The sequence below is a fragment of the Streptomyces sp. NPDC021080 genome, assembly GCF_044333225.1.
GTDB lineage: Bacteria > Actinomycetota > Actinomycetes > Streptomycetales > Streptomycetaceae > Streptomyces.
In genome coordinates this window covers 160,422-184,765 of the sequence record NZ_JBIRQM010000017.1, presented here as the reverse complement: position 1 = coordinate 184,765, position 24,344 = coordinate 160,422, and the positions used below count along the sequence as shown (strand labels likewise).

General features: G+C 69.4%; 21 protein-coding genes and 1 pseudogene. 9 read left to right on the top strand and 13 right to left on the bottom strand.

The window, feature by feature from the left end:
- Window positions 1-39: 39 nt before the first annotated feature.
- Both ACH4S8_RS35170 and ACH4S8_RS35165 read right to left on the bottom strand, forming a co-directional pair.
- Complete coding sequence (locus ACH4S8_RS35170) at window positions 40-1,497, bottom strand: ABC transporter ATP-binding protein (protein WP_398401472.1); 1,458 nt, start codon at window positions 1,495-1,497, stop codon at window positions 40-42.
- The gene (locus ACH4S8_RS35165; RefSeq protein ID WP_398401470.1) at window positions 1,494-2,099 is read right to left on the bottom strand and encodes an ABC transporter permease subunit; all 606 of its coding nucleotides are present in this window, start codon (window positions 2,097-2,099) and stop codon (window positions 1,494-1,496) included. Before ACH4S8_RS35165 ends, ACH4S8_RS35170 begins: the two co-directional genes overlap by 4 nt.
- 748 nt (window positions 2,100-2,847) lie before the next feature.
- Here ACH4S8_RS35165 and ACH4S8_RS35160 point away from each other — a divergent pair.
- Entirely contained in the window at window positions 2,848-3,396 is a 549-nt protein-coding gene (locus tag ACH4S8_RS35160) for a GNAT family N-acetyltransferase (protein WP_398401468.1), read from the top strand.
- Between the two features lie 80 nt (window positions 3,397-3,476).
- Here the strand turns inward: ACH4S8_RS35160 and ACH4S8_RS35155 are convergent, their stop codons facing one another.
- Window positions 3,477-3,671, bottom strand: a complete 195-nt coding sequence (locus ACH4S8_RS35155; RefSeq protein ID WP_398401466.1) for a hypothetical protein — start codon at window positions 3,669-3,671, stop codon at window positions 3,477-3,479.
- Window positions 3,672-4,088: 417 nt separating this feature from the next.
- A complete protein-coding gene (locus ACH4S8_RS35150) occupies window positions 4,089-4,328 on the bottom strand; it encodes a DUF5302 domain-containing protein (RefSeq protein ID WP_398401464.1) in 240 nt (79 codons plus the stop codon).
- Window positions 4,329-5,562: 1,234 nt separating this feature from the next.
- Between ACH4S8_RS35150 and ACH4S8_RS35145 the strand changes: the two genes are divergently transcribed.
- A complete protein-coding gene (locus ACH4S8_RS35145; RefSeq protein ID WP_398401462.1) occupies window positions 5,563-6,057 on the top strand; it encodes a DUF5959 family protein in 495 nt (164 codons plus the stop codon).
- A 494-nt stretch (window positions 6,058-6,551) separates the two neighbouring features.
- Here ACH4S8_RS35145 and ACH4S8_RS35140 read toward each other — a convergent pair whose 3' ends face one another.
- Both ACH4S8_RS35140 and ACH4S8_RS35135 read right to left on the bottom strand, forming a co-directional pair.
- Window positions 6,552-7,487 carry an alpha/beta hydrolase family protein gene (locus ACH4S8_RS35140; RefSeq protein WP_398401460.1) on the bottom strand — a complete coding sequence of 312 codons (936 nt, stop codon included), beginning with the start codon at window positions 7,485-7,487 and terminating at the stop codon, window positions 6,552-6,554.
- 997 nt (window positions 7,488-8,484) lie between these two features.
- Window positions 8,485-8,625 (bottom strand): hypothetical protein, encoded by a 141-nt coding sequence (locus tag ACH4S8_RS35135; RefSeq protein ID WP_398401458.1) that lies wholly within the window; start codon window positions 8,623-8,625, stop codon window positions 8,485-8,487.
- A gap of 367 nt (window positions 8,626-8,992) precedes the next feature.
- On the opposite strand from ACH4S8_RS35135, the gene ACH4S8_RS35130 reads away from it, so the two are divergent.
- From ACH4S8_RS35130 to ACH4S8_RS35115, 4 genes are all read left to right on the top strand, one after another.
- On the top strand, window positions 8,993-10,816 hold the full coding sequence (locus ACH4S8_RS35130; protein WP_398401456.1) for an RNA-binding domain-containing protein: 1,824 nt from the start codon (window positions 8,993-8,995) through the stop codon (window positions 10,814-10,816).
- Between the two features lie 566 nt (window positions 10,817-11,382).
- Window positions 11,383-12,081 carry a TetR/AcrR family transcriptional regulator gene (locus ACH4S8_RS35125; RefSeq protein WP_398401454.1) on the top strand — a complete coding sequence of 233 codons (699 nt, stop codon included), beginning with the start codon at window positions 11,383-11,385 and terminating at the stop codon, window positions 12,079-12,081.
- 55 nt (window positions 12,082-12,136) lie between these two features.
- Window positions 12,137-13,660 (top strand): FAD-dependent monooxygenase, encoded by a 1,524-nt coding sequence (locus ACH4S8_RS35120; protein WP_398401452.1) that lies wholly within the window; start codon window positions 12,137-12,139, stop codon window positions 13,658-13,660.
- A 218-nt stretch (window positions 13,661-13,878) separates the two neighbouring features.
- Entirely contained in the window at window positions 13,879-15,093 is a 1,215-nt protein-coding gene (locus ACH4S8_RS35115; protein ID WP_398401450.1) for an SGNH/GDSL hydrolase family protein, read from the top strand.
- A gap of 143 nt (window positions 15,094-15,236) precedes the next feature.
- Here ACH4S8_RS35115 and ACH4S8_RS35110 read toward each other — a convergent pair whose 3' ends face one another.
- Window positions 15,237-16,088 (bottom strand): LysR family transcriptional regulator, encoded by an 852-nt coding sequence (locus tag ACH4S8_RS35110; RefSeq protein ID WP_398401448.1) that lies wholly within the window; start codon window positions 16,086-16,088, stop codon window positions 15,237-15,239.
- An 81-nt stretch (window positions 16,089-16,169) separates the two neighbouring features.
- Here ACH4S8_RS35110 and ACH4S8_RS35105 point away from each other — a divergent pair, with 81 nt between their 5' ends.
- On the top strand, window positions 16,170-16,565 hold the full coding sequence (locus ACH4S8_RS35105) for a cupin domain-containing protein (RefSeq protein WP_398401446.1): 396 nt from the start codon (window positions 16,170-16,172) through the stop codon (window positions 16,563-16,565).
- A gap of 205 nt (window positions 16,566-16,770) precedes the next feature.
- On the opposite strand, the gene ACH4S8_RS35100 is transcribed toward ACH4S8_RS35105, so the two are convergent.
- Window positions 16,771-17,631: an SDR family oxidoreductase gene (locus ACH4S8_RS35100; protein WP_398401444.1), complete on the bottom strand. Its 861-nt coding sequence runs from the start codon at window positions 17,629-17,631 to the stop codon at window positions 16,771-16,773.
- A gap of 89 nt (window positions 17,632-17,720) precedes the next feature.
- Here ACH4S8_RS35100 and ACH4S8_RS35095 point away from each other — a divergent pair, with 89 nt between their 5' ends.
- Complete coding sequence (locus tag ACH4S8_RS35095; protein ID WP_398401442.1) at window positions 17,721-18,449, top strand: TetR/AcrR family transcriptional regulator; 729 nt, start codon at window positions 17,721-17,723, stop codon at window positions 18,447-18,449.
- 352 nt (window positions 18,450-18,801) lie between these two features.
- On the opposite strand, the gene ACH4S8_RS35090 is transcribed toward ACH4S8_RS35095, so the two are convergent.
- Together ACH4S8_RS35090 and ACH4S8_RS35085 are read right to left on the bottom strand one after the other, a co-directional pair.
- The gene (locus tag ACH4S8_RS35090) at window positions 18,802-19,869 is read right to left on the bottom strand and encodes a hypothetical protein (protein ID WP_398401567.1); all 1,068 of its coding nucleotides are present in this window, start codon (window positions 19,867-19,869) and stop codon (window positions 18,802-18,804) included.
- A gap of 526 nt (window positions 19,870-20,395) precedes the next feature.
- Window positions 20,396-20,590: a hypothetical protein gene (locus ACH4S8_RS35085; RefSeq protein WP_398401439.1), complete on the bottom strand. Its 195-nt coding sequence runs from the start codon at window positions 20,588-20,590 to the stop codon at window positions 20,396-20,398.
- Between the two features lie 836 nt (window positions 20,591-21,426).
- Between ACH4S8_RS35085 and ACH4S8_RS35080 the strand changes: the two genes are divergently transcribed.
- Window positions 21,427-22,080, top strand: a complete 654-nt coding sequence (locus tag ACH4S8_RS35080; protein WP_398401437.1) for a hypothetical protein — start codon at window positions 21,427-21,429, stop codon at window positions 22,078-22,080.
- 66 nt (window positions 22,081-22,146) lie between these two features.
- Here ACH4S8_RS35080 and ACH4S8_RS35075 read toward each other — a convergent pair.
- The 3 genes and pseudogenes from ACH4S8_RS35075 to ACH4S8_RS35065 all read right to left on the bottom strand — a co-directional run.
- Window positions 22,147-22,248: pseudogene (locus ACH4S8_RS35075) on the bottom strand (IS5/IS1182 family transposase); the annotation flags it as partial.
- 316 nt (window positions 22,249-22,564) lie between these two features.
- Window positions 22,565-23,248 carry a hypothetical protein gene (locus tag ACH4S8_RS35070; protein ID WP_398401435.1) on the bottom strand — a complete coding sequence of 228 codons (684 nt, stop codon included), beginning with the start codon at window positions 23,246-23,248 and terminating at the stop codon, window positions 22,565-22,567.
- Between the two features lie 161 nt (window positions 23,249-23,409).
- Entirely contained in the window at window positions 23,410-23,919 is a 510-nt protein-coding gene (locus ACH4S8_RS35065; RefSeq protein WP_398401433.1) for a hypothetical protein, read from the bottom strand.
- Between the last annotated feature and the right edge of the window lie 425 nt (window positions 23,920-24,344).

Genomic DNA, 24,344 nt, shown 5'->3' with positions numbered 1-24,344 from the left:
CGTCGGCGTAACCGGGTGAGGAGCGCGAATGAGCGGGGTTCAACCGAGCGTCAACCCCTCCTTTCGCCCGGCGGTGGGCGCGGGTTGGCCGAACGCCGTGAGGTCGAGGATGTCGTCCGTGTGGCCGGCGATCAGGTGCTGGTCGTGGGTGACGAGGACGACCGCAAGCCCCCGCTGGATGCGCAGGCCGGAGAGAAGCCCCATGATGCCGGCCGCGGTGCCGGAGTCGAGGGCGGAGGTCACCTCGTCGCACAGCAGCAGGTCGGGTTCGGCGGCCAGTGCGCGGGCGATGGAAACGCGCTGGCGTTGTCCGCCGGACAGTTCGTGAGGGCGGCGGTCGGCGTGTTCGGGTGGCAGTCCGACGGCTGTGAGGAGTTCGGTGACGCGCTCGTCGCACGCGTCGGCGGGCAAGTTGAAGTGGAGCTTCAGCGGCCGGGTGAGGGTGGCGCCGACGGTGTGGGCGGGGTTGAGGGCGCCGAGCGGGTTCTGCGGCACGAGCTGGATGCGGCGCCGCTGGTCCCAGGTACGCCGACGGTACGGGCCGGCGAGTCGTGTGTCGCCGAGGGTGACGGCGCCGCGGGTGGGTGGGTGGAGGCCGGCGAGGGCGCGGACCAATGTGGTCTTGCCGCAGCCTGAGGGGCCGACGACGGCGGTGAGGGTGCCGGGGTTCAGGTCGAGGTCGAGGTCGCTCAGGACCGGGCGGCGCGAGGGAGCGGTGCCGTGGTGGGCGCCGAGGCCGCGGACGGTCATCACCTCTCCCCTCTCGCGGGCCGGGCGCGAGACGGGACCGGGATCGGGCCGGTGTGGAGGCGGGACGGCAAGGGGCACGACCGGACTCAGGGCGAGGGTGTCGTCGGCGCAGCGGGCGACGAAGTCGGGGTCGTGACTGGTGAGGCCGATGGCGATCTGGTCTCGGGTGGCGAGGTCGCGCAGGAGGTCGGCGATCTCGTCGCGCAGGGCGGGATCGAGCCCGGCGGTGGGTTCGTCGAGCAGGAGGACGTCGGGGCGGCGTGCGAGGGCGCGGGCGATGGCGACGCGGCGCTGCTGGCCTCCGGAGAGGCCTGTGGTGCGGCGGCGTTCGAGGTGCTCGTCGGTCGGGAGGCGGACGAGGCGCAGCAGTTCGGCGACGGTCGCGGGGGTGGCCCGGGTGGCGGTCTCGGTGATGATGCGCCCGGCGCGCATCCGCGGGTTGAGTCCCGAGCCGGGGTCCTGGCCGACGAAGGCGAGACGGTGGCGGCGCAGGCGGCGGAGCCGGTCGGCCGGGAGGGTGAGGATGTTCTCGCCGAGCACGGTGACGCTGCCCGAGGCTATGTGGGCGCCGGGCGGGAGTGCGCCGATGAGCGCCGACAGCAACGTGGTCTTCCCGGCGCCGGAGGGGCCGGTGACGGCCTGGACGCGGCCGGGGGTGAGCGCCAGGGTGGCATGGTCTAGGAGGCGTGAGGTGCCCAGCGTGACGGACAGGCCGGTGACCGTGGCGACGGGAGAGGGGGTGCTCACAGGGGTGTCTCCGGGGTGGGCCGGGCAGGGGCGAGGGCTTCGGCGGCGAGGTTGACGCTGACGGCGAGCAGTCCGATGGCCAGGCACGGCGCGGCCACGGCCCACGGGTTGAGGGTGATGCCGGCGGCGTTCTCACGGATCATCAGGGCCCAGTCGGCCTCGGGAGGCTGGGGGCCGAGCTGGAGGAAGGCGGCGACGGAGACGACGTAGACGCCTTCGACGAAGCGCAGTCCGAACAGGGCGAGGAGTGTGGCGCGGAGGTTGGGCAGCACTTCGCGCACGGCGAGGTGCCACAGGTGTTTCCCGCCCGCGGCTGCTGCTTCGACGTAGCCGGTGGCGGCGATCGGCGCGGCCGCGGCAGCGACGATGCGCACGGCGTAGGGGATGCCGAGGACGGTGGCGGCGGCGCCGATGGCGAGGCGGCCTCCGCCGGGCCAAGCGAGCGCGACGAGCATGATGCCGAGGACGGCCGGGAGGAGGATGACGAGGTCGGCGGCGCGTTCGATCCAGCGGCCGAGGGCGGGCCGCAGCGCGGCGATGACCCCGAGGACGGTGGCGATGGAGGTGACGGTGACGGCGATGCCCAGAGCGGTGGCGATCAAGGGCGCGCCACCGGCCAGCAGGCGCTCGACAGCTCGGGAAGCTCGTCCTGGAGCAGCTCAGCCGCAGTGACCAGCAGCGCCAGGAGGCGTTCAACCGTCTACAACGAGGTACGTCGAGTGCGTGTCACGTCCGCTTGATCCGGGGTGATCCGTCATGCGCCATACATCCCGCCGGTACGCAGAGGAGAACGCCGGGCACGGAGACATGACCGCCGCACGCAGCGCTGACCCGGCACGCACTACCGACCACCGCCTCGGGCCGCAGGAGGCCGAGCAGATGGCCTCGCACCGGGTGGAACCCGGGTCGGCGGCATCCTGCACTCGCCCGCCAGCCAAGGACCACAGCACCATCAAGCGAGCGCTGTCCACGCGGCGGTTCGGTCCGAAGAACGTAGCGGAAGCTTCACCCTCCACCCACGCACTTCACCAAGGTAGCTGGCCGCACACGGGACCACCCACCAGGAGATCGGGCCTTCGCCCAAGGCCGGGATGTCGGCAGCACGCAGCGCTGCTGTTCCACAAGAGTTGAGCCGAACCCCGAACCCCGAACCCCGACAGCAGATGTACGGCACTTCGGGAGGCGGCCGCCGCTGCCGAAGTCGATGTTCATGAGAGCGAGAGGCATCCCGTCCCTGGCAGGCGTGGCTTGCAAGGCCCAACCCCGTTGATGAGGGCGAGGCCAGGGCGGGTGGCTCGATCGGTCGGTGCGTCTTGATCGCTTTCGAGCCTGCTGGTTAGGTTGGCGGGCATGACTGAGCTCGGATCCATGGCCTGGCCACCTGCCCCGATCAGGACCAAGCGGCTCGTGCTCCGCGCGTCCGAGGCCCGGGACCGTGCGGCGTTCATCGAGCTGAGCGCCTCGCCGGAGGTGGGCACCTACATCGGTGGCCCTCAATCGCGTGAGGAGCTGGAGCGCGCGTTGCCTGAGGTGCCCGGGCGGCGCCCCGGTTTTTTCGTGGTCGATCTCGACGGAACGATGATCGGCACCATCGAGTTCAACCGGCGCGACACGGAGCATCGGAGTCAGGCCCGTCCGGATGCCAGGGAGGTCGATCTCGGCTACCTGTTCCTGCCGCAGGCGTGGGGACGCGGGTATGCAGCCGAAGCGTGCGCGGCGGCGCTCGACTGGTTCACCGACTCGCTTCCCGGCGAGCCCGTGGTGCTCTACACCCAGACCGCCAACGACCGCTCCATGCGCCTCGCGGCGAAGCTGGGGTTCACCGAGGTACAACGGTTTGAGAAGTGGGGCGCCGAGCAGTGGTTCGGCGTGTGGTCCCCGGTCACACCATCCGATTGAGCTCGTGATCGACAGCGCGGATCCGCAATTCGACAGCACTGCCATGACGGAGCCCAGAGCTGTTGAAACTCATGAACATCTCACCAGGCGGAGACGGTCCCGAACGCTGTCGAAGCGCTGCCCACCGCCCGCGCTGCACCACCGGCGCGAGCCAGCTGCCACGGCTCGGGGCGCGGCCGGACCAGCGTACTGAGCTGCGGGTTCGCGGACAGGCCCGGCAGAAGGTCCGGACGGTTGTCGACCGCGCTGTCGTAGGGGATTTGGGCCTGGTCCACGGAGGGGTCGTCGCTTCGTGACCGTGGTCGGACCTTCGTGGCCGGGGCTCCGGTCGGGCCGACTGCTGCTGGGACCGGGACGTGCGGCGCCAGGCAAAACGGCGCCGCACCGGACGGAAAGCGAACCGGACCGGACCGTGATGATCGGCGTGGGACACGGGCAGCGGAGACCGGCTGGCGCTGGCCGTGCCGGCCCAGTGCCGGACGGCCACCACCGAGCAGCTGCACCGGGTGATCAGGAGCTTCGATGCGGGCCGCCTGCCGGTGCCGTAGCGATTCCTGACGACGGCCTGTGCCGAACCTGTGAGGCAAAGCCTCATCCGGTGGGTCATGAGTGGGCGACCCAGGACGGAGCTTGGCGGCCCGGCACAGCTGCCGGACCGCACCCCGAGAGTCCCCTCCGGCGGCCGTTCGGACTCAGCCGCCGCTCTTGCGCCGAAACGACCGCTGACTCGCAGCCGGGCCGTGCGCCCCACGGATCTTCGACGTATCGGCGTTCGCAGCGAGGGCGGCCGCGTCCGCCTGCATGCCCCGCTTGCGCGCCAGGGCGTCCCGGAACTTGCGCTTCAAGTCATCCTGCACGTCGTCGGGTGCCGGCGCCGGCTCCTCGATGTCGGTCGGCTCCGAACCTTCTTGCTGTGAGGGCTCTGCAGTCATGGTGACCTCCGGGTTCGGGCAATGGGAAGCACAGCTTGTCATGAATCATGGTGTCCGCGAACAGGCCAACGCGGCACGACGCATCGATCCTGAAGCTGAGGCTGCCGGACGGCCGTCGGTACGGATTGAACTGATCCGCGAGAACTCCGTGTGATGCGTGGACCAAATTCGGCGCTCGACCTTCGGGGGTACGGCTACCACGGACAAGCGCCCACCCGCGTGCCGACCGGCCTGGTCACGGACTTCATGACCCCGGGCCCGCTGCTCGGCGTCCCGCAACTCGCCCAGGTACGGGCCAGGTTGTGTCGGACGGCCGGGCGTCGGCAGCTGCTCCGAAGCCCAGCATGAAAGGACCTGGTAGCGAAGCGGGACAGACCCGGGGTTCACCGGATGTGCCCTGTCACCAATGATGGCTGGCCCAGGAGTGCCCACAGAATTCTCTCGGACAAGGGGCGGCGGGGTGATGCGGTGTCGGCACATACGCCGGACATCCGCACCTCAAGCACGAGGTTCCGTCGTCATCGTCGGGGCCATCACCGATGCCCACCGCCTTCAGCCTCGCACGGGCCTCCTGTTGAGCCATCCGAAGTTGCTCCTCGGCCTTGCCGAGGGCGACAGCGTTCTCCTCGTACACGTCCTTTTGGGCGTCCGTCGGATAATTCCCGCTTGCCATTGCTCCGTTCCTTTCTTGGGTGCCGATTCGATATTCATCCTCGGTCAATAGGCAGGTCAGATTGAGAGGTGCCCCCAGTTCTTCACTCTGAAGGCTCCGGAATCAGAGATGGCAGAGCGGTCCCGCGCGGTGCGCGAAGGGGTGCGGGACCGCCAGCCTCTGCCGTCCTGTCCGAGCAGGGCACTGGGGCCGTACGTGGAGACCCCCTCGTATCCCTGTTGGGCGGTCCGGGGCCGGGTGAACACCCTGACGCCGAGGAGGCAGAGCCTGATCCGCGCCCGACTTTGGGCGTATCTCTCTGCCTTCGATCAGCAGATCGTCTGGGAGATCTGTGTCTTCGGAGTGGGAGGGCGGCGTGCCGGGCCGCCACTTCGGTGTGCCGGCGGCCCTGCAATCCAAAAAGGCGTTTTGTTCATTTGCCAGCCCGGCGACGAAGCCGCTCGGATCGTGCGATCGGGCGTATGACGATCGAGGCGTAAGAACTCCTGATGAAATGCCGACCGGGACCAGTTCGTGACTCGTGCATGATGATCGGAAACGTCGGGGGTTTCGGGAGGGCGCGTGGATAAGGGCAAGGGAGTGGACCTGATCTGCCTGATCGACCCGGACAGCAGCGTCCGGGTACGCATTCTGGGGCGGAACAGGATCGGGGACACGCCGTACAACGACCACCTTGATGCCGAGCTCGTCATCACGAGCGCCTTCGCCAATGGGCGCCTTGGGCTGTGCTTGTCACCGGAAGTCATCGACGACTGGTCAACGGCCCTGGACGAGTTCTCCGACAGGCAGGACATCCGCTGGACGGCCACGGGCGACACCGAGATCCGGATCGAGATCGACAGGCAATTCTCGGTGCCACGTCCCATCGTCACGGTGGACGACAGCGGCGAGAACATCCATCCGAGCTTGTGGAGGCAGTGCGCGGCCGTCGAGGGCATCCACCCACGTGACCATCAAGCGAGAAGGATCAAGGCCCAGGAGGAACAGCACTTCGCCCCTTGCTCCAGCGGCAGGACCGACGGAGTGGGCCAGTCCTCCGGAGCAGTCAGCACATAGCCGCGGCGGACACCGTGGAAAGGCAGGTCAGCGATCGGACCCTCGTGAGGCGCCTCCCGCAGCAGCGCAACGACGTCCCTGACGAGACTGGGGCATACGTCCTTCAGACGCGGCAAGCTCTCCGCTTGGTGCAAGCGAGACTCCATGCCACGAAGCATGTCAGGCTCGCCAACCCAGCCCAGCGCACCAGCCCAGCCCGGCCCAGCCCACCAGCCCGAGCCGACGTTGAACGACAAGCCCAGAGGTGGTTCGAGGTCGCGGGCTTGGCATCCGTGCGCCGGCCATGACCGCCTGAGCCGACCGGCCAGAAGGCTCAGGCGATCAAAGCGCTGATCCGTGAGAGACCAGGCCTGCGCGAGGCGAGCGCCATCTCGCGGACCTTGCGACGCTTGTCCGGACGGCCGGCGACCTGCCGGGCAACCGGAAGGCGGGTGGGCCACCACAGCTACGGCCCGGCATCCAGAGCGAGGGCCGGAAGAGGGAACCGGGACAGGTCAGGGCTTGGCGGTGTACACGACCCCCGCCTGGTTCTGGGCTTCGGAGCCCCATACCTGGTCGTACATCGAGGATTCGCCTCCGAGGGTGTAGAGCAGGTAGGAGGTGGTGATGCCCCGGGTCAGCTTCTGCTGTGCCGCGCGAGTGATGGCTCCGCTGTCGCACCCGAATCCGGAGCTGTCCTCGAATCCGCAGTGGAAACCGCCTGTGATGACGCGCAGTTGGGCGGGGGCGGGCTTGGCGTCGTACATCTTCTGCTGGTTGCCGGCGACGCCTGCGATCGTGTCGGCGCTGCCTCCGACGTACTGGGCCGGCACCGTCAGCTTTCCCGAAGCGGTGACGGCCGACGGGTTGGTCTCCGCCGCCGCCAGCGTGGACACGCTTTTGATGGCCGGGTTGCGGCTGGCGGCGAGCAGCGCTGCGCCGCCGCCCATGGAGTGACCGGAAACCCCGAGACGATCCGTGTCGACGGCGCCCGCGAAGCGGGAGCTGTTGGTGGTGTTCTGGCTGGTCAGCCATGTGAGAGCGGCGTTGAGGTCGTCGGCGAAGGCGGAGTGGTCGGGGAAGAGGCCGCCTTGCGATGTGGGGGTGACCGTGATGAAGCCCCAGGACGCGTAGTGCTTGAGCAGGCTTTCGTACTGGGTGATTCCTTGGAAGAATCCGTGTCCGAAGGCGAGTCCGGGATGGGCGCCCGGTGCGACGGCCGCGTTGGCCCCGGCTGTGGTTCCCGGGTACCAGACGCGTGCGCTGTACGAGCGGCCGGAGGCCGAGACGGTCACATCGGAGTAGGCCACGGGGAAGGATCCGGTGGCGGAAGGGTCTACGACCGCTGCAGGGCTCACGGCAGGAAGCGCGCCCGCTGTCGGCGCGACGGCGAAGGCTGCTGCCGCACTGAGCAGCAGAGCGATCACCAACCGTGAGAATTGGCGTACCATGCGATCTCCTCATTCTGGGTGCGGTTGTGTGCAAGGAAGCGGAAACCTTCGACGGCGCCCGGGATCCGGTGGCTCTGTCGTACCGGTCGTGCCGTCGGGTGCCGCGCCGAGGGGAAGACCGCCCCGGTTGCCGTCGGCAACAGGGGCGTCCTGCCAGGCGAAGCCGGATGTGGACGGAGCAGGGCAGGGGTTACGTGGGACGGGACGGTGACGGCACCCCGGATGACGCGGCGTGGGGCGCCTGGGCAGGCGCCTGCGATCAGTCGCCGAAGCGCAGGCGGAAGTACCGGCGGGTCAGGCCGATCAGGGGGCCGGTGCGCGAGTGGGCTCGACGGGCTGCGCTCGGACACAGTCCAACGGGGCCGCGCGAGCCTCGGTTCAGCCCTGTTGCCGACACGGCTCGTTTCGAGTTCGCCGCCCAGCGTCGGCGCCGTTTTGCACGTGAGCGTCCGGCGGCCGGGGAACTGCCGGGGGTGCTGTGAGGCAGGGAGTCATCGCGCATCCTCTCCAAGGGGCGACAGACGCAGGGCTCCGGGAGCCGTGGCTGTGGCCGTAGGACGGTGCGGGGCATGGGCGGGACCATGTGGGTGAAGCAGGTCGAGCTTGCCGAAGAAGTGCTGGATAAGTAGGTCCTCGGCGGCTCAGGCCTCACGGACTACGGCGAGGAGGCTGCCCGGGGAGGAGCCGTGCGTGCCGAACTCATCCGGGGCGGCGGCCAAAAGGTCGCCGGGTCGGTGAAAGCCGTTGCCAGGGTGGTGTGGTCATGGGCGCTCCCGAGTGTGACCGGGCGGTCATATGACCGCCCGGTCATCGTGGAGCGCGCTACGGGAAGTGTCAACGCGTCTGACGCAAAAGCCTGTTGGGATCTCCCAAAGCCGCAGCGCTCTCCTCGTTCCGTTCATGGAGCGGGATGCAGTTGCTGTCCGGGCCTCGCTTCAGCGGCGTCCTTCAGGCGCTCGGCACCATCGTGCCGCTGAGGTCCGCTCGACTGCGTCGGTCACGACGATTCCTCCGGGGAGTGCAGGTCGCGGGCGGCAAGGTACTGCCCGTCGGTGTCGGCGACGACGAGATTCCGGGCCGTTTCGTCACCGTCGCCGCCGTCCCACCAGCGCGCGAAGTCACGGGCCGGGCGGTGCACGCGGGACCCGTCGGCTCCAGCGGTGTACGTAGTGGTGAGCTCGATGTCGTAGTGGTGAGCTCGACGTCGTATTCGCCGGCGTCGAGGTGGACCGGTGTGACCCCGGTGAAGTGGCGGGCGGAGTCCGCGGCCTCGCTCTTCCGGGCCCGGCTCCCGAAGCGGTGGAGCAGGTCGGTGTCCGGCTCACGCCGGGTGACGGAGCCGCTCGGCGGGTTGGGGTCGCTGCTCCCGGTACTGCACGTTACGAGTCCCGGCTCCGCGGCACGTCCTGTCGTCTTCCGGGTTCGTACCGCGGTGCGGTGCATCACTGCTCATGAGTCTGTCAAACGCGACGGCGGAAGGCTGGAGGGCGGTGGATACTGCCGGGGTGCCGACGGATCTGATGAGCGCGCTGGCCGTGCTGGACTGCCATGAGCCGGGTTCCCTGCTGGGGCTGCGTGAGACGCAGTGGCTCGATGCGAAGGCCGCCCCGTACCGGCTTGCCGAGGATCCCCGGGCGGCCGAGGAGCTCGCCAAGGACGTCGCGGCGCTGTCCAACGGGGGCGGTGGTGTCATCGTCATCGGCATCGCCACCCGCATGGACAACGACGAGGAGGTCCTCGACCGCATCGTGGGCGTCGGCCCGGAGGCGGTGAATTTCGACCAGGTGCGCAAGCTGCTCCGCGCCCGGATCACCCCGTCCCCGCGCGGGGTGCGCATCGGCTGGTCCGGCGACGGGGACGGTGACGGGCGTGTGGTGTTCATCCACGTCCCCGCGCAGGCCCTCGGCACCCTCTTCCTCGTCGCGGCGCCGACGGGCAAACCGGGTGCTCAGCGCACGGACACGGTCGCCGTGCCGGTGCGGGACGGCGACGGGACGCACTGGCTGCCGCGCACCGAGATCCAGTCGCTGCTCTCGGCCGGGATCCGCGCTTCCGGGATGCCCACCGCCCAGGCCCTTGCCGCACTCGTACGCGAAGCGGTGTCCGAAGCCGGGCCGGGCGGCAGTGAACTGCGGGTCGGCCAGGGGCTCCCGGAACACGAACGGGAGATGCGCGAGGCGCACAAGGACTTCGCCGGGGCCGGGCTGGGGCAGCCGGCCGGACCGGTCCGGGCTCATGGGCCGGCTGTCCTGCAGGACTTCCACCACGCGCGCGGCGACGAGCCCGGCTGGGTGCTGTGTCTGGCGGTCGGCCGGCCGCCGGTGGCCGTCGCCGCGCCCGTGTGGCAGGCGATCATCGACGCCGGCCGGCTCGCCCCGGGCCAGGAACCGCTCACGGCCGTGGGCTGTCCCGTCCCGCCCGAAGGCGCGGCCGGGCCGTGGGTGATCGGGGTCGACGCCCAGAGCGTGGACCTGAGCGGTGGCACGTGGGGCGCGGGCCGCCTGACATGCCCGGACCGCGTGTGGCGGTGGGACCCGCTCCCCCGCTTCGGTCTCCACCAGAGCCGGTCGGCCGAGAACTGGACAGCCGGCCGCCAGCCAGCACTGCGCCTGCGTGCCGTGGTGAACCTGCCCTGGGCCGGATCGGGCACGCTGGAGATCACCAAGCCGCAGCGCGTCCAGCTCGAACGGCAGCTTCCCTACGGTGTGTTGGCCGGCGCGGTGACCATGCTGTCCAGGCGGCGGGGCGCCGACCCGCGTACTGCTGTCTGGGAGCGGGCATCGTCCGGCAACTCGGCTCGCTCCGCCGCCTACACGTGCACGATCCCCGCGCCCGACGGCGGCCCGGCCCTGAGGGCTGCCGCCATGCTCGCCCTGCCCACCACGATGAACTCCACCGTGGTCACCTGCGCGGAGATCCTGGTCGAGGACCCGGCAGCGTGGGCGCGCACGCTTGGCACCGGCCCGAACACACGGCTCGACTTCGACGAGGTTCAGACCGTCCTGCTGGACGCGTGGGAGACGGCCGCCGAACTGCTGCCCGGCCTCGTCGGTGATCCGGCCCGACTCCGGTGGGCGGCCCCGCCCACCACCGAGCTGCGGATGACCTGCGAACGGCCCGCCGACAACGGCGTCCTGCCCGCCCTGGGCACGCTCGTCGACCTGGCACCGCTCGGCGTCGGCTACGACGGCGGCCGGTCGTGCATGGCGGTCACGGTCACCGCTCCGCCCGCCATGGGCCGCAGGGAGCGCCGGAGCCTGATGCGGCAGGCGCTGGTACGTATGGCTCTCGAGTTCGGATACGTCGACGCCGAAGTGGACCTTCTGTAGGACGGCGTCGGCCCCTGCCGGCCGGACCGGTCTGCCGGTCACCCGAACCGGCGCGGGCGTCGGCCGAAGGCTTGTCGCCGCGCGCAGCCTTCCGCCGCACCCCGGCTGCCCGAAAGGACGGACTGCGAGATTCGCGATCTCCCCGCCATCGGGGTCCTGGTGCTGCCTGCGCAGGCGGCACCGGCGGGCGGCGGTCCGCGGCGGCGCAGCATCTGCACGGGCCCGCGAGTGGAGTCGGCCGGCACTACTGACCTTTCGGATTGGCTTCGGGGATCTGGGGTGAGGGTCGGTCCGGTCTCGGTGAGGCAGCCGTCGATGGGTTCGGGACGGTGCTGGATGTGGGCGAGGCCTCGTCGGAGGGTTCGGACGAGGTGGTCGGGGTCGGTGAATGGGGCGTTGGCCGTTCATCCGTGCCGCAGCAGGGACCAGATGCCCTCCACGGGTTCAAGTCCGGCCTACAGGAAGGCAGTTGGACGACAGTGAGCACTGTTCCAAAGTGGGACCCATGCAACTTTGGTACGGTGCACCAATTTGGATCGCCGCACCAAAGATGGCACCATCGAGGTATGACGACGCGAGCGCGCCGACCACAGCGGCGCAATCAGGTGCTCTCCCGGGAGCAGATCATCGGCACTGCGGTCGGAATGCTCGATGCGGGCGGCGAGAGCGCGCTGACCATCCGAGCGCTGACCGAACGACTGTCCACCGGTTCCGGGGCGATCTACTACCACGTGGGCAACCGTGACGAACTGCTCGACACCGCGACGGAAACCGTGATCGGCGCGGCGCTGGCGACCCGGCCCGCCGGGGCCGCGGCCACGCCCGGGGACGAGATCCGTGTCGTCGCGCTGGCCCTGTTCGACGCGATCGCCGCACACCGGTGGCTCGCCACGCGGCTGACCCTGCAGATCATCCGGAATCCGGTCGGCCCGGTGACGGTGGGGATCTTCGAGCGGATCGGCGGGCAGATGGGCGCCCTGGGCGTGCCGCGGGCCTCCTGGTTCGACGCGGCCTCGACGCTCGTGCACTACATCCTCGGAGCCGTCAGCCAGAACGCCCGCATCGAGGGGGACACCTCGGGGATCGACCCCGCCGAGGATCGCGACGAGTTCTTCGACGCGGCGTCGGCGGCATGGCAGGGGCTCGACCCGGAGTCCTACCCGTTCATGCACGCCATCGTCGGCCAGATGAGAGAGCACGACGACCGCGAGCAGTTCCTCACCGGCATCGCCGTCATCCTCGACGGCCTCACCCATCTGCGCTGACCCGGCCGATCCGGCCGGGTCAGCCCGTCGTTCGTTTCTCGGAAGGACACCTCTCATGCATGACGTCGTGATCGCGGGCGGCGGCCCGGTCGGTCTGCTCCTGGCCGGCGAGCTGGCCCTGTCCGGCTGCTCGGTCCTGGTCCTTGAGCGGGACCCGGAACTCACCTCGCCCCTGAAGGCGTTCCCGCTCGGGCTGCGGGGTCTGAACGCCGGGTCGGCCGAGACGTTCTACCGCCGCGGCCTCCTGGAAGCGATGGCGCAGGCTTCGGGAGTCGACCCGCGGAAGGTGGGCGCGGATCCGGAAGCGGTCGAGGCGCCCGGCCCTCGTGAGCTGAGCCATTTCGCGGGCATGACGCTCGACGCGGCCGGCATCGACACAGCCGCCCTCCCGCCCCGGCTGCCCGGCCCGGCGATGGAGGGGTTCATGACGAGCCTGGAAGCGGCCGGCTCGGTACTGTGCGAGCGGGCCACCGCGCTCGGAGTCGAGATCATCCGGAACGCTCCCGTCACGGCCGTGGCTCAGGACACCGGATCCGTCCTCGTCACGGCAGGCGGCCAGGAGTACCGGGGGCGCTGGCTGGTGGGCTGCGACGGCGGGCGCAGCGCCGTACGCCGGCTCGCCGGCTTCGAATTCGTGGGCACCGAGCCGCTGTTCACCGGCTACGTCGCCAAGGTCACCTTCGCCGACCCGGAGCAGCTGCCGCTCGGGTTCAACCTGACGCCGAACGGCATGTATCTGCGTACGCCCCTCGAAGGGCACCTGGGCATGATGGACTTCGACGGCAGCACCTTCGACCGCTCCCGGCCGCTGACCCGCGAACACCTCCAGACGGTCCTGCGCCGCATCAGCGGCACCGACGTGACGCTGAGCGAGGTCCATCTCGCCTCCAGTTTCACCGACCGCGCGATGCAGACGACGACGTATCGCGAGGGCCGGGTGCTGCTCGCCGGCGACGCGGCACACATCCACTCGCCCCTGGGCGGCCAGGGCCTCAACCTCGGCATCGGCGACGCCGTCAACCTCGGCTGGAAGCTCGCCGCCACCGCGTGCGGCTGGGCGCCCGAGGGCCTGCTCGACACCTACACCACCGAGCGGCACCCCGTCGGCGCCGCCGTGCTCGACTGGTCCCGCGCCCAGGTCGCGACCATGAAGCCGGGCCCCAACGCCCCCGCGCTGCGTCGACTCGTCCACGACCTGATGCGCACCACCGACGGAACAACCCACGTGTACCGAAAGACGTCGGGGCTGTTCAACCGCTACGACCTGGGCAGCGAACATCCCATCACCGGCTGCAGCGCCCCGGACTTCCGCTTCGAGGACGGCACCCACCTCGGCGAACTGCTGCGCCAGGGGCGGGGAGTCGTGCTCGACTTCAGCACCGACCGGGCACTGCAGGTCGCGGCCAAGGGGTGGGAAGGCCGGATTCACTACGCGGCCGGCCCGGCGCGCAACGACCTCGGGCTGAGCACCGCGCTGATTCGGCCCGACGGCGTCGTGGCCTGGGCGAGCGAGCCCACCCCGGATCGCGACACGTTCGAGCAGGCGGCCGCCCAGTGGTTCGGCGCGCCGCAGAACTAGAACGAACGGCTGCCACCCGGCCCCGCTCCAGAGGCGGTGCCGTTCACCCGCCGCGGATCGACCTCCCCTGCGCCAGGGCATCGCTCTGGAAGCCCGGGACCGCAAAAGAGCCCGAGGCGCCCCTCCACCGCATCAGGCAAGGCCGCCCGACATCGAACTCGTCGAGCACCAACACCTCGAGCACCGCCGTCATACCCGACAGCCGAAGGGCAACGACCGTGGACAGTGTCATCAACACCCGCTCCGGCTCTGAAGGTTCGGCCCCGCACGCAGTTGCATGGGTTCGCACCTGGGGTGCCTCCCCGCAGGCACCGGACAACTCCGTCAGTTGCATCGAGCCCTTCGAGAACGCGACGCTGCGACAGATCGTCCGCATCACAGGCGGCGGACACCGCATCCGTATCCGCATCAGCAACGAGTACGGAACCGCACCGCTGACCATCGGTGCCGCCCGTGTCGCCGTCACGGACACCGGTGACGGAAGCCGGCACGGAAGCGATCACGAGGTGACCTTCAGCGGCCGGTCGACCGCCCTCGTGCCGGCAGGTGCGCCGATCCTCAGTGACCCCATCGGTCTGCGGACCGCCGCGCTGTCCCGACTGACCATCAGCCTCTACCTGCCTGGCCGAGTCGACACCGCAACCTGCCACGGGACCTTCCACACGCTCGGCTGGCTCATTCCCGGGGACGCGACCGCCCTCGTGTCGCTGCCCGCGGACGCCGCCCCCTTGTCGGCGCAGGCCCTGGTCACGGCCGTGGAAGTGCAGCCTGAGACACCGACCCGGGCCATCGCCGTGATCGGCGACTCCCGCGTCGACGGCATGGGATCCGCTCCCGGTACCGACCGACGCTGGACGGACGGGCTCGCCGAGCGTCTGGCAGCCCGCGGCGGACAGGCGTTCTGTGTGGTCAACCAGGGCATCAGCGGCAACCGCATGCTCACCGACGGCATCGGCACCGCCGCCCTCGCCCGCTTCGACCGCGACATCCTCGCCACGCCCGGCCTCGGCCACGTGGTGATCGCCGTGGGCAACGACCTCGTCTTCTCCTTCGCCCCACGCACCGAGGAGACCGCCGGATTCCTCTCGATGTTCCCCGGCTCACCCGTCGGCGTGGACGACGTCATCGCGGCCCACCTCCAGCTGGCGACGCGGGCCCGCGCACACGGCGTGAAGGTCCACGCCGCGACCATCGCCCCCTACGGCGGCTCGGAAATGTACTCGGCCGAGGGTGACAAGGCGCGCGAGCAGGTCAACGCGTGGATCCGCACGAGCGGCACCTTCGACGGCGTACTCGACTTCGACGCCGTCTGGCGCGACCCCGCCGACCCCGCCCGCATCCGCAGCGACCTGCACACGGGTGACAACCTCCACGGCAGTGACGCGGGCTATGCCGCCCTCGCGGAATCCATCGACCTCTCCCTCTTCGACTGATCCACGATCGAGGCGGCTCGCGACCTTCTCGTGAAAAGCAGCGGCACCCGGTCGTACGGTGATCGCACGCGCCGGGCGCTGCGGCAAAGCCGTCAGAACGCCCTGCTTCCCCCGGACAGGGGCGTTGATTCAGACACTCCCCCTCAGTGACGGTACGCGGTTGTCGCGATCTCGATGAAGGATCGGACCAACGGGTTGGTGTCGCCCTTGTTCCACACCGCCACCACTCGGCTCGGCGCCATGTCGATCAGCGGCACCACGGCCAGCTCCGCGGGCAGGTCGTGTCCGAGCGGAGCCAGACCGACCGTGCCGTTCCACAACACGGCCTGCAGACATTCCTGGACGGCTCGCACCACTGGGCCCTCGCGGGGCCTGCCGCCGTTCCAGTACGCCTGCCAGACGGGGTCGGTGCCCGGCGGGAACTGGAACCAGCGGCGGTCGCTCAGCTCGGCCAGCCGCAGCCCGTCGCGGCGGGCCAGCGGATCGTCGGCGCGCAGGACCACGCCGACCGGATCGGCCCGCAGTTCACGCACCGTCAGGGCAGTCTCGTCGAACGGCGCCCGAGTCAGCGCGACGTCGACCAGTCCATTACGCAGCCCGCAGGTCGGGTCGGTCAGATCGGTGTCGCGGATGCGGATGTCGATGCCGGGGCGGCTTCGACGGTAGGCGGCGGCCAACCTGGCCACTCCCGGGTCGGTGCCGTCGCCCAGGATGCCGATGGTGATGGTCGCGACGCCGGCCGCCGCGCTCACGCGTACCCGGACGCGATCGGCATGGTCGAGCAGGGCCCGCGCCTCGTCGAGCAGCACCGAGCCCACCGGAGTGAGGGTGACCCCCGTAGGCGAGCGAGTGAACAGCAGGGCCCCGACATCGGCCTCCAACTGCTTGATCGCCCGGCTCAGCGGCGGCTGACTCATGTGCAGTCGGATGGCGGCCCGGCCGAAGTGGAGTTCCTCGGCGACCGCCACGAAGTAACGCAAGGTCCGTAACTCCACGCTGCAACGATACCCACGGGGTATCGGCGCCGCAGGACGGGTCTTGGACAGTCTTGGGGCGCCGGCGGTGAACTCGTGAGCATGACCGAAGAAGCCAAGACCGGCGAGCCGCAGACCCACCCCGCCCTATCGGTGGTGGGTCCCGGCGACGGCGAGACGATCGTCCTGGGCACCACGCACATGCGCGTCCTGGAGGACGGCAGCCACACCGGACACCGCCTCGCGATCACCGAGTCCGTCCTCGCCCCCCACACCCAAGGACCCCCGCAACACCGCCACACCCGACACGACGAAGGCTTCTACATCCTCTCCGGCACCATCCGGTTCACCGCCGGAGACAAGGACCACGACGCCGGGACGAGGCGGGGCGGCCCGTTCCGGGAGCCCTGCCGGACTCGGGCTGCGCCTGCGGGCGGTCTCCGCCCGCAGGGTGGACATCGGCTTCAGCCCCGGGTCGCGCCGCGGCCGGATCGCTGATGGTGATGAGGTCCGGCAAGCCCCCTGGCCTTGCGTGAGGCCGTGGTGCTTGGAACGGGAATCCTCTGAGATCGTGCGGAATCTGATGCGGAGTCCGGGTTTGTGCCCGAGGCTGCCGATCTGGTGATCGACGTCCTCGGGCGACAGAGGACGAGCCTTTGTGGGCGGCGAGCCGGGCCGGGGCCGTCTGCGCGCCCCACTGGATCTATTCGGCCCAGGCACGCTCCAGCTGGGTGCGGAAGGTGGCGGGCTCTCGCCCGATCAGCTCGGCCAGCGTCGAGTCGACAGCGGTGAACTCGCCATTCCGCGCCGCGGCGAAGATGCTCAGCATCAGGTCGGCGATCGGGGCCGGGGCGCCGTGCGCCAGGACCTGCTCGCGGAAGGCGTCATCGGGGACGACGGTACGGGTGAAGGAGCGCCCGGTGGCCTGGGACGCGATCTCGGCGACGGTGCCGAAGTCGAGCGCCGCCGGGCCGGTGAGCGGCGGGGTGGGCCCCTCGAAGCGGGCTTCCCCAGTGAGGATCACCGCGGTGGCCTCGGCAAGGTCGTCGTGGCCGGTCCAGGCGACGGGGCCGTCGGCGGGGAGGGCGATGTCGCCGGTGTGGCGGGCGGACTCCAGGAACTGCAGGGCGCTGGAGGCGTAGAAGCCGTTGCGCAGCGCGGTCCAGGGCAGGCCGGTGGCGCGCAGCAGGTCCTCGGTCTGGGCGTGGTCGCGGCATGCCTGGAAGCGGGCGTCGTGGGCGGCGCCCATCTGGCTGGTGTAGAGGATGCGGCCGACGCCGGCCTGCACGGCGGCGTCGATGGCGGCGCGGTGGCCGCTGACGCACTCCTGGCCCGTGCGGTCGAGGGAGACCAGGAGCACTTGCTCGGCACCCTCGAAGGAGTGCACGAGCGAGGCGGGGTCGTCGAAGCTGCCCTGCCGGACGCGGATGCCGCGGTCGGCGAGGTCCTGGGCCTTGCGGGGGTCGCGGACGCTGACGCCGACGCGGCCGGCGGGAACGCGCTCCAGGAGGCGCTCGACGACACGGCGGCCGAGCTTTCCGGTGGCTCCGGTCACGATGATCATTGGGTTCTCCCGACGCTGTTTCCAGTGGAATCATTTCAACAGTAACACTGGAAATTCCGATGGAATCAAATCCTCGGTATCATCGGTTCATGGCTACGCGCGACTCAACCGACAGCCCTCGACGCCGCATCGTCGAGGCGGCCGTCGAGCTGCTGGAGAACGGCGGCCCCGACGCGGTGAGCACCCGCGCGGTCGCGGCCGCGGCCGGAATGCAGCCGCCGGCGATCTACCGCCTCTTCGGAGACAAGGAGGGGCTCCTTGAGGCCGTCGCCGAGCACGGCTACGCGCAGTTCCTGGAGAGGAAGCGCGCGCAGCTCGACCCCGCCCCGCAGGACCCGGTGGAGGAGCTGCGCTGCGGCTGGGACATGGTGGTCGAGTTCGGGGTCTCCCGCCCCGAGCTGTTCGCGGTGATGAACCGGGCCACCGGCCGGGGATCGGACGCAGCACACCGCGCGGGCTTGGAGATCCTCCATGGGCGGGTGCGTCGGCTGGCGGCCGGGGGGTGGCTGCGGGTCGACGAGGAGCTGGCCGCCCAGATCATCCAGGCAACCGGCCAGGGCGCGGTCACCACCTGGCACTCCACCCCCGCGGACCGCCGCAATCCGGCGCTGTTGACCGTCCTGCGCGAGTCCATGGTCACAGCCGTCACCCGCGCCGAGCCGGCGGTCCCCGCCGCGGAGTCCGGTCCCGCCGCGGCGGCCCGCGCGCTGCGCGCCGCCCTCCCCGACGACGCCGATGTCCTGAGCGACGCCGAGCAGCGCCTGCTGCGCGAGTGGCTCACACGCCTGGCGGCGGACAGTGGCACGCCGCATGCCTGATCACGCGTCAGGCGCCCTCGTGCAGGGTGAACCTCCCGAGGAGAGATCGTGCGATGAAGCGGTGTCCACGAGATGAGACAGTGGGCGACCACACGGCTCCGACCGGCTTCCCCTTGCCCATAACGCGCCGTCAACCTTGATCATGTCTCCGCCGCCCACTGTCGACAACGCTCGTGGTCCCTACATTCGCAGTGAGCCGAGGCGTCGATGATGCTCGCGGTCGTCCGGTCGGTCGGTATGCCGCGGCGGCCGGCGACGGCGCAGGAGTACGAGGACAGTGAGGCAAGCGGCTTGTCACACACCCGCGCTCGGCAGCACTTCTGTCACCGTCTGCGCGAGGGTCGGTGACAGCTCATTGGATCAGGTCGGTGTGCGGGTGTTCGGGGGAGGTCGGGCAGACGTAGAGCTGCATGTTGTCGGTGCTGTCGACTTCCACCTTGGTCGGCTGCGCAGGGTTCTGGCCGGCGTGATGACCGGCGGCACAGGCGGCAGCTTCGTCCTCGTACGGCGCCCAGCCGCGCTTGCCGTGGTCCCATTCGAAGGAGGCAATGGTCAGCAGCGGGACCATCTGTACCTCGCAGACACTGCAGTATCGGGGGTTGGGGTCGGTGCGGCCCCACGGGGGCCAGCCGCCGACCTTCCAGCCGGGAGCGTTTGCCAGATTGCAGTCATAGAACTCCACCGGACAGCTCGCGTACGAGCTGTCCACATCGGCGCCGGCGGCCTGCCACCTGCTCCAGTCCCCCATCGTCAGCCGCATCTCCAGGCTGAGATCGAGGCTGTGGGGATACTCGGTGACCGCTTCTGGCGCCAGTCGACAGGGCTCCGGCACATAGCCGTCCCGGTCCGCCTCGTACGGGTCCGGCGGCAGAGCCAGGACATCGTCGACATCGGCCGCGGATCGCCAGAACAGCGCGGTCGCGGGCTTGGCATGCGGTTCGTGGTCGTAGGGACACCACAGCACTTGGAGCAGGTCGGCCTTCCCGGGCGGCCGCAGGAGAGGGACATCGCGCACGTACAACTGGGCGACGGGCAGCATGGGGACCGGACTCTCCAAGGGCCAGGGAGGGCCGGCTTCGAGTCGCTCCATGAACCTTGCGCCGTTGCGGTGCAGGATCACCGTCTCCTCCGGCGTGTAGAGGGGACCTTGGGGATCACGGTGGAGCCGGGCTTGCCGGCGCCTGTCGAGGCGTATGTCTGCCGGCGACTTGCACCGTCCGGTGCCGGGGTGCACGGCTTCGCAGTGCGGCCATGGCTCCTCGGCCGGCCACAGCAACGGGCCACCGACAGAGCTGTCCCGTACCGAGGGCGACCCGGCACGTGGATGCAGCCGAATCGCCGCACGCGCCAACGGAGCCAACTCGGGAAAGACCGCGGTGACGTCGACAGGCCGCGGCGGAGTAGTACGTACGAAAACCATGCCGGCGATCTTGCCACCGGCCACTGACAGGCCGCTGCCGCTTTGACCGGCGTCGGTGCTCAACTGGTCGTGACGCTTACCAACTCAGCCACGGTGACAACGAACCCGCCTGTGCGGCAACTATCCCGCTTCGGCTCAGGAGGCCAAACGGCGCCACTTCGTGCCCAACACCCCGTAGACGAGCTTGTCGCCATAGCGCTTGGTGTCCCTCGTGAATCCCGACACCGGCGCAGTGTCACACCGAGTCGGCGTCGGCCGCAGCCGTCCGCCACTCGTACGAGGTCGCGGTCCGGCCCTCGGTTCGGCGGGCCGGGACGAACCCGAGCCCGCTCCGGCACCGTTCTGGACGCACCACCCGCGAGGAAGCACCCATGACGGTGTGGTGGCCTGACGGCAGGAGGCAGATAGCTCCCCGACTCCCGGCAGGCAGAAGTTACCGGTGCGCCTATCAGGCAGGACCCGCGGTTCACCGGAGCGAGTGGCTGGCGGGGTGATTGCCTGCTGGACCGGCCGCCCCGCCGCCCCGTCACCACTGGGGAACCTCACCGCCCATGGAGTCCCGAAGGCAATCCTGACAGTTCTGCCGCCCCTCCAGCGGCGGCAGCCCGGCGGCCTCGCTCGCATGCCAGATCACCTCGACCATGACCCCAGCCGCCTCGTACCACTCCTGGTCCCCACTGATCGGGACTGTGACCGTGCGGGCGACTTTCCTGGCTGCCACGGTAGGCCTATCCATAACAGCGCCTTGCCCACCATCCGTCGTCGGGCGAGGCGAAGGGGTCGGGCCAGGTTTTGGCGGTGTAGAGATCGTCGAGCGGTTTCACCAGACGCCGCAGTTCACGTGCCGCCTGTGGCGGAAGGGCGTACATTGCCGCTTCCAGAACCCCCCGCTCGTCGGTCGTGTAGAAGGGGTTGCACAAAGGGCAACCGCAACCATCGGAGAGACCACGGCTGGGGCGGTGGGCTGTTCCTGACCACTGCCGCAAGGCCTGGGCTATCGCCCCAGGCCAGAGCCGGTCGTGTTCGAGGCGGGAAACCGCTCCGGCGAGCCTGCCGGAGCCACGCGGCAACCCAGGCGTTGGTGTTTCATGCGCCTGCCGCCTCGGGTGACGTCCGGAGGCGCGGACTTGGGACGGCCGATTACGCGGCATCGTCCTTTCTGAGCTTGTTGTTCACAGGGCCAGCATGCCAGATCCGGGGGCAGATTCGCGCCCCGGATTACTCATCGGGCGGGCCGTCCCACCAGCCCGCCGGGGCTTGGTTCCTTCCTTGTGGTGCGCGGGTCGGGTGCAGGACTCGTCGGCGGCGAGGACTCGTCCGGCTTCGAAGCGGGTGACGGGGTGCCGGTTCTTCGAGCCGAGCGGTCTTGCCGGGATCGGACCGGTTGAGTTTGGGTGCGCGGGTCGGACAGGGCAGGTTCGGGCGGAGGTTCCTGACCCCTCGGCGGACCCGGGCGGGGCGAGCCGCACTCGCCATGGGCACAGTTTCAACACGAAGCATCCAGATCGACTCCACAAGAGGGATGATCACCACTCGCCAACGATCCCTGGGGGGACCATGAGTCACGACGTCACGCCACCGCCCATACCGCCATTCGCACCCCAGCCGCCTCCGCAACCGCCGAAGAAGGCTCACACGGCCGTTGTCGCGTGCGCTGCCGCCGTGGTCGCCGCGATCCTCGCCTCCGCCATCACCGTCGGCGTCACCGGAAAGAGCGAAGCCAAACCCGCTCCCACCGTCACGGTCACCGAAACCGAGGCCGCGAGCAGCGGTGACGACACCGAGGACGCCGCAGCCGACCCCACCGACGAGGAAACCGGCAGCGACTCCTACAGCCTCAATGACACGGTCTCCTACGAAAACGACGTCGAGGTCAGCCTCTCGGGCTTCGGTCGCGGAACCTCCAACGACTACGCGGCACCCGAGAACACGCCCTACGCCAAGTTCATCATCAAGATCAGCAACAAGTCGGGCCGCAAGATCGACGCCAGCCAAATGAGCGTCAACTGCGCCTACGGCGACGAAGGCAAGGAAGGCGAAGCCATCTACGACGATGACTTCGACGGCCTCCCCGACACCCGCATACTCGACGGCCGCTCCCTCTCCGTCCCCTGGGCGTGCGAACTCCCCAAAAACGAGAAGTTCTTGCAGGTCGAGGTCTCACCCGACTACGACTCCGAAGCCGCGATCTTCACCGGCACGGTGAAATGACACAGAACCGATCGCAGAAGGGATCTGCTCCCGCATAGACCCCGTCATCGGAAAGCGGGAACAGGGAAGGGCGGGGCGGCAGGCGATGGCGAGCTTGTCCGTTCGCATCGCGAGGCCGCGCCACTGCTCGAGTCGGGCGATGCACCGCTTGACGGCATTGCGCTCCTTGCATGTGCGCCGACAAGGCCGCAGATATCAGGGCTGTCCGGGGTGGCCGTAAGGCCTACGCGGAACGCCGGCGTAGGCACCCTTGACTGACCGGACCAGCCGCACACTCAGCTGTCAGGCGGCCCGTCCCGGCCTCGGCCCGGGTGGGGAATTACGTGACGCTGATCATGAAGAGCCAACGTGACAGCGCCTGTTGTCCTGCGTATGCCGGGCAGGTAGGGGGGTCCTGGTAGCACTGGGGTACCCCGGGCGGAAACCACGGGGCACCCCGGTTACGCACGGGATTCAGGGAGCCGTAGGAGATGATCCCCGAAGGTCATCGTGCGGCTGCAGCCTCGTATCGCTCGACCTGCTTGCGGAGCAGGAGCGCGGTCGTGTCGGCGTCGACGGTGGCCATTCCGCCGGTGCCGACGTTGATGAGGGTGGGACCGTCGAGGGTGAACTGCTGGAGGAGGGTGTAGCCGCCACTTTCGATGCGTACGCCGAGGGAACGGTCACCGAGCTTTTCGACGCTCATGGCCGAGTAGTTGAGGACGGAACCCTCGAACGTCTCCTTGTGACAGGTTTTCAGGGCCTGCTCCAGCGCATCGAACGCGTCGGCGGCGTCATCGACGCTCGCGTACTGGCGCAAGCCGACGGCCGCGATGGAGCCGGCGACGCCCGCACCCTTCTGAAAGTTGCCGGACACCGTGACCTTCGCCTGGTGGGGCTGCTTGTAGTCGCAGAAGGTCTTGTTCGTGCTGGAGCCGCCACTGGTGTCGGCGGACCAGCCGGCAGGCATGTCCGACAGGGACAGCAGCGCCGAGGCCAGTTCCTTTTTTCTCAGGAGCTGCGCCTCGGGGCTAGGGGAGGCGGGGGAAGCGCCAGCAGCACTGGAGCCGGAAGGGCTGTGCACGGCCGGAGGCGCGCCTTCGGGGGAAGGCGAGGAGTTGCCGCACGCGGTAAGAGCGGCCGCGAACAGGAGCGTTCCAAGGGTGTGGGCGTACTTGCGGTGAGACACCGTTTTCCTAGCTTGTGGCGATGGGACCGGGCAAGTCGGTGGGCGGGCTGCCGAAGCTTACGCATCTGGGATGAATCGTACGCATCGAGGTAGGGCATCGAGGACGATGCCCAGGCTTCCTTGGCGGGCATCGGACCGGGTTCCGCAGAAGCGGAAGCGCCCTATTTCGGCAGGACCTGGCCCTGATCCGTCACGTAGTAGCTGCTGTTGCACTCCATGAGCGCGGCCTCCGACACGTCGTACGGACCGCCGGCCTGTTGGGTGCAGAACCTGTTCAGGATCTGGAACTTCTGAGCGGCGGACACCCCGGCAGGTTGATTGTTCTGCTGCTGGTTGTTCTGTGACTGGTCGTCCAGTTGACCCTGCACCCAGGGATCCGGGGATGGCGCACCCGAGCCGTCGTCGGAACGCCCGGCCCAAAAACCTGCGAGGAAGGCCAAGACGACAGCGGCGAGACCGCTCGATACAAGGAGCGCCGGCTTTTGCCACCAGGGCTTCGCCAGTCTCGCCATGATGGCCTGGTACTCCGGGTCGCTCTCATAGTCCTCCGGCAGGACGTACGGAGTGTCTTCCACAGCAACCCCCTCGGAGCCCTGACCGGCAACGACACCGTGCGCAAAGAGTCGGGCGGCACAAATTAACCCCGAATCCTTCACTGGGTCCACACTCATGCCTCAACCGTGATCTTGCTTGTCTCCCAGTGTGCTGGTCGTACTGCCTCCGCCCGTCCGGCGAACGCCCGTGACCTTGCAGCCCGAGCAGCGCGTACGGCATGGCTGTAGAAACAGCCGGGCACCCAGGTCGCCCCGGATCTCCCGGGCCCGGCCATGACCCCACGAAGCCAGAACCGCCCCACAGGCCGGACAAGTCAGCCGACCTTGTCGAAGCTGACGCACTATCAACAGCCCGTCCGAGGCGACGGCCAGCACCGACACCTCCACCTGGCCTGCACCGATCAGCCGGAACCTCTCCGAACGGACCACCGGTCATGCTCGACTCGCCCGATCATCTGTGTGCCCTGTTTGGCTTGCCGTGCTCCCACGGACCGGGTCGAGACGTAATCCGCTTCGTCTGGATGGCGCGAGCTCGGACAATG

Excerpts from the sequence above, each read along its gene's own strand:
- ACH4S8_RS35160 (WP_398401468.1), top strand. The coding sequence starts at position 2,848 with ATGACTGAGCTCGGATCCATGGCCTGGCCACCTGCCCCGATCAGGACC.
- ACH4S8_RS35150 (WP_398401464.1), bottom strand. The coding sequence starts at position 4,328 with ATGACTGCAGAGCCCTCACAGCAAGAAGGTTCGGAGCCGACCGACATC.
- ACH4S8_RS35140 (WP_398401460.1), bottom strand. The coding sequence starts at position 7,487 with ATGGTACGCCAATTCTCACGGTTGGTGATCGCTCTGCTGCTCAGTGCG.
- ACH4S8_RS35125 (WP_398401454.1), top strand. The coding sequence starts at position 11,383 with ATGACGACGCGAGCGCGCCGACCACAGCGGCGCAATCAGGTGCTCTCC.
- ACH4S8_RS35120 (WP_398401452.1), top strand. The coding sequence starts at position 12,137 with ATGCATGACGTCGTGATCGCGGGCGGCGGCCCGGTCGGTCTGCTCCTG.
- ACH4S8_RS35105 (WP_398401446.1), top strand. The coding sequence starts at position 16,170 with ATGACCGAAGAAGCCAAGACCGGCGAGCCGCAGACCCACCCCGCCCTA.
- ACH4S8_RS35100 (WP_398401444.1), bottom strand. The coding sequence starts at position 17,631 with ATGATCATCGTGACCGGAGCCACCGGAAAGCTCGGCCGCCGTGTCGTC.
- ACH4S8_RS35095 (WP_398401442.1), top strand. The coding sequence starts at position 17,721 with ATGGCTACGCGCGACTCAACCGACAGCCCTCGACGCCGCATCGTCGAG.
- ACH4S8_RS35090 (WP_398401567.1), bottom strand. The coding sequence starts at position 19,869 with ATGGTTTTCGTACGTACTACTCCGCCGCGGCCTGTCGACGTCACCGCG.
- ACH4S8_RS35080 (WP_398401437.1), top strand. The coding sequence starts at position 21,427 with ATGAGTCACGACGTCACGCCACCGCCCATACCGCCATTCGCACCCCAG.
- ACH4S8_RS35065 (WP_398401433.1), bottom strand. The coding sequence starts at position 23,919 with ATGAGTGTGGACCCAGTGAAGGATTCGGGGTTAATTTGTGCCGCCCGA.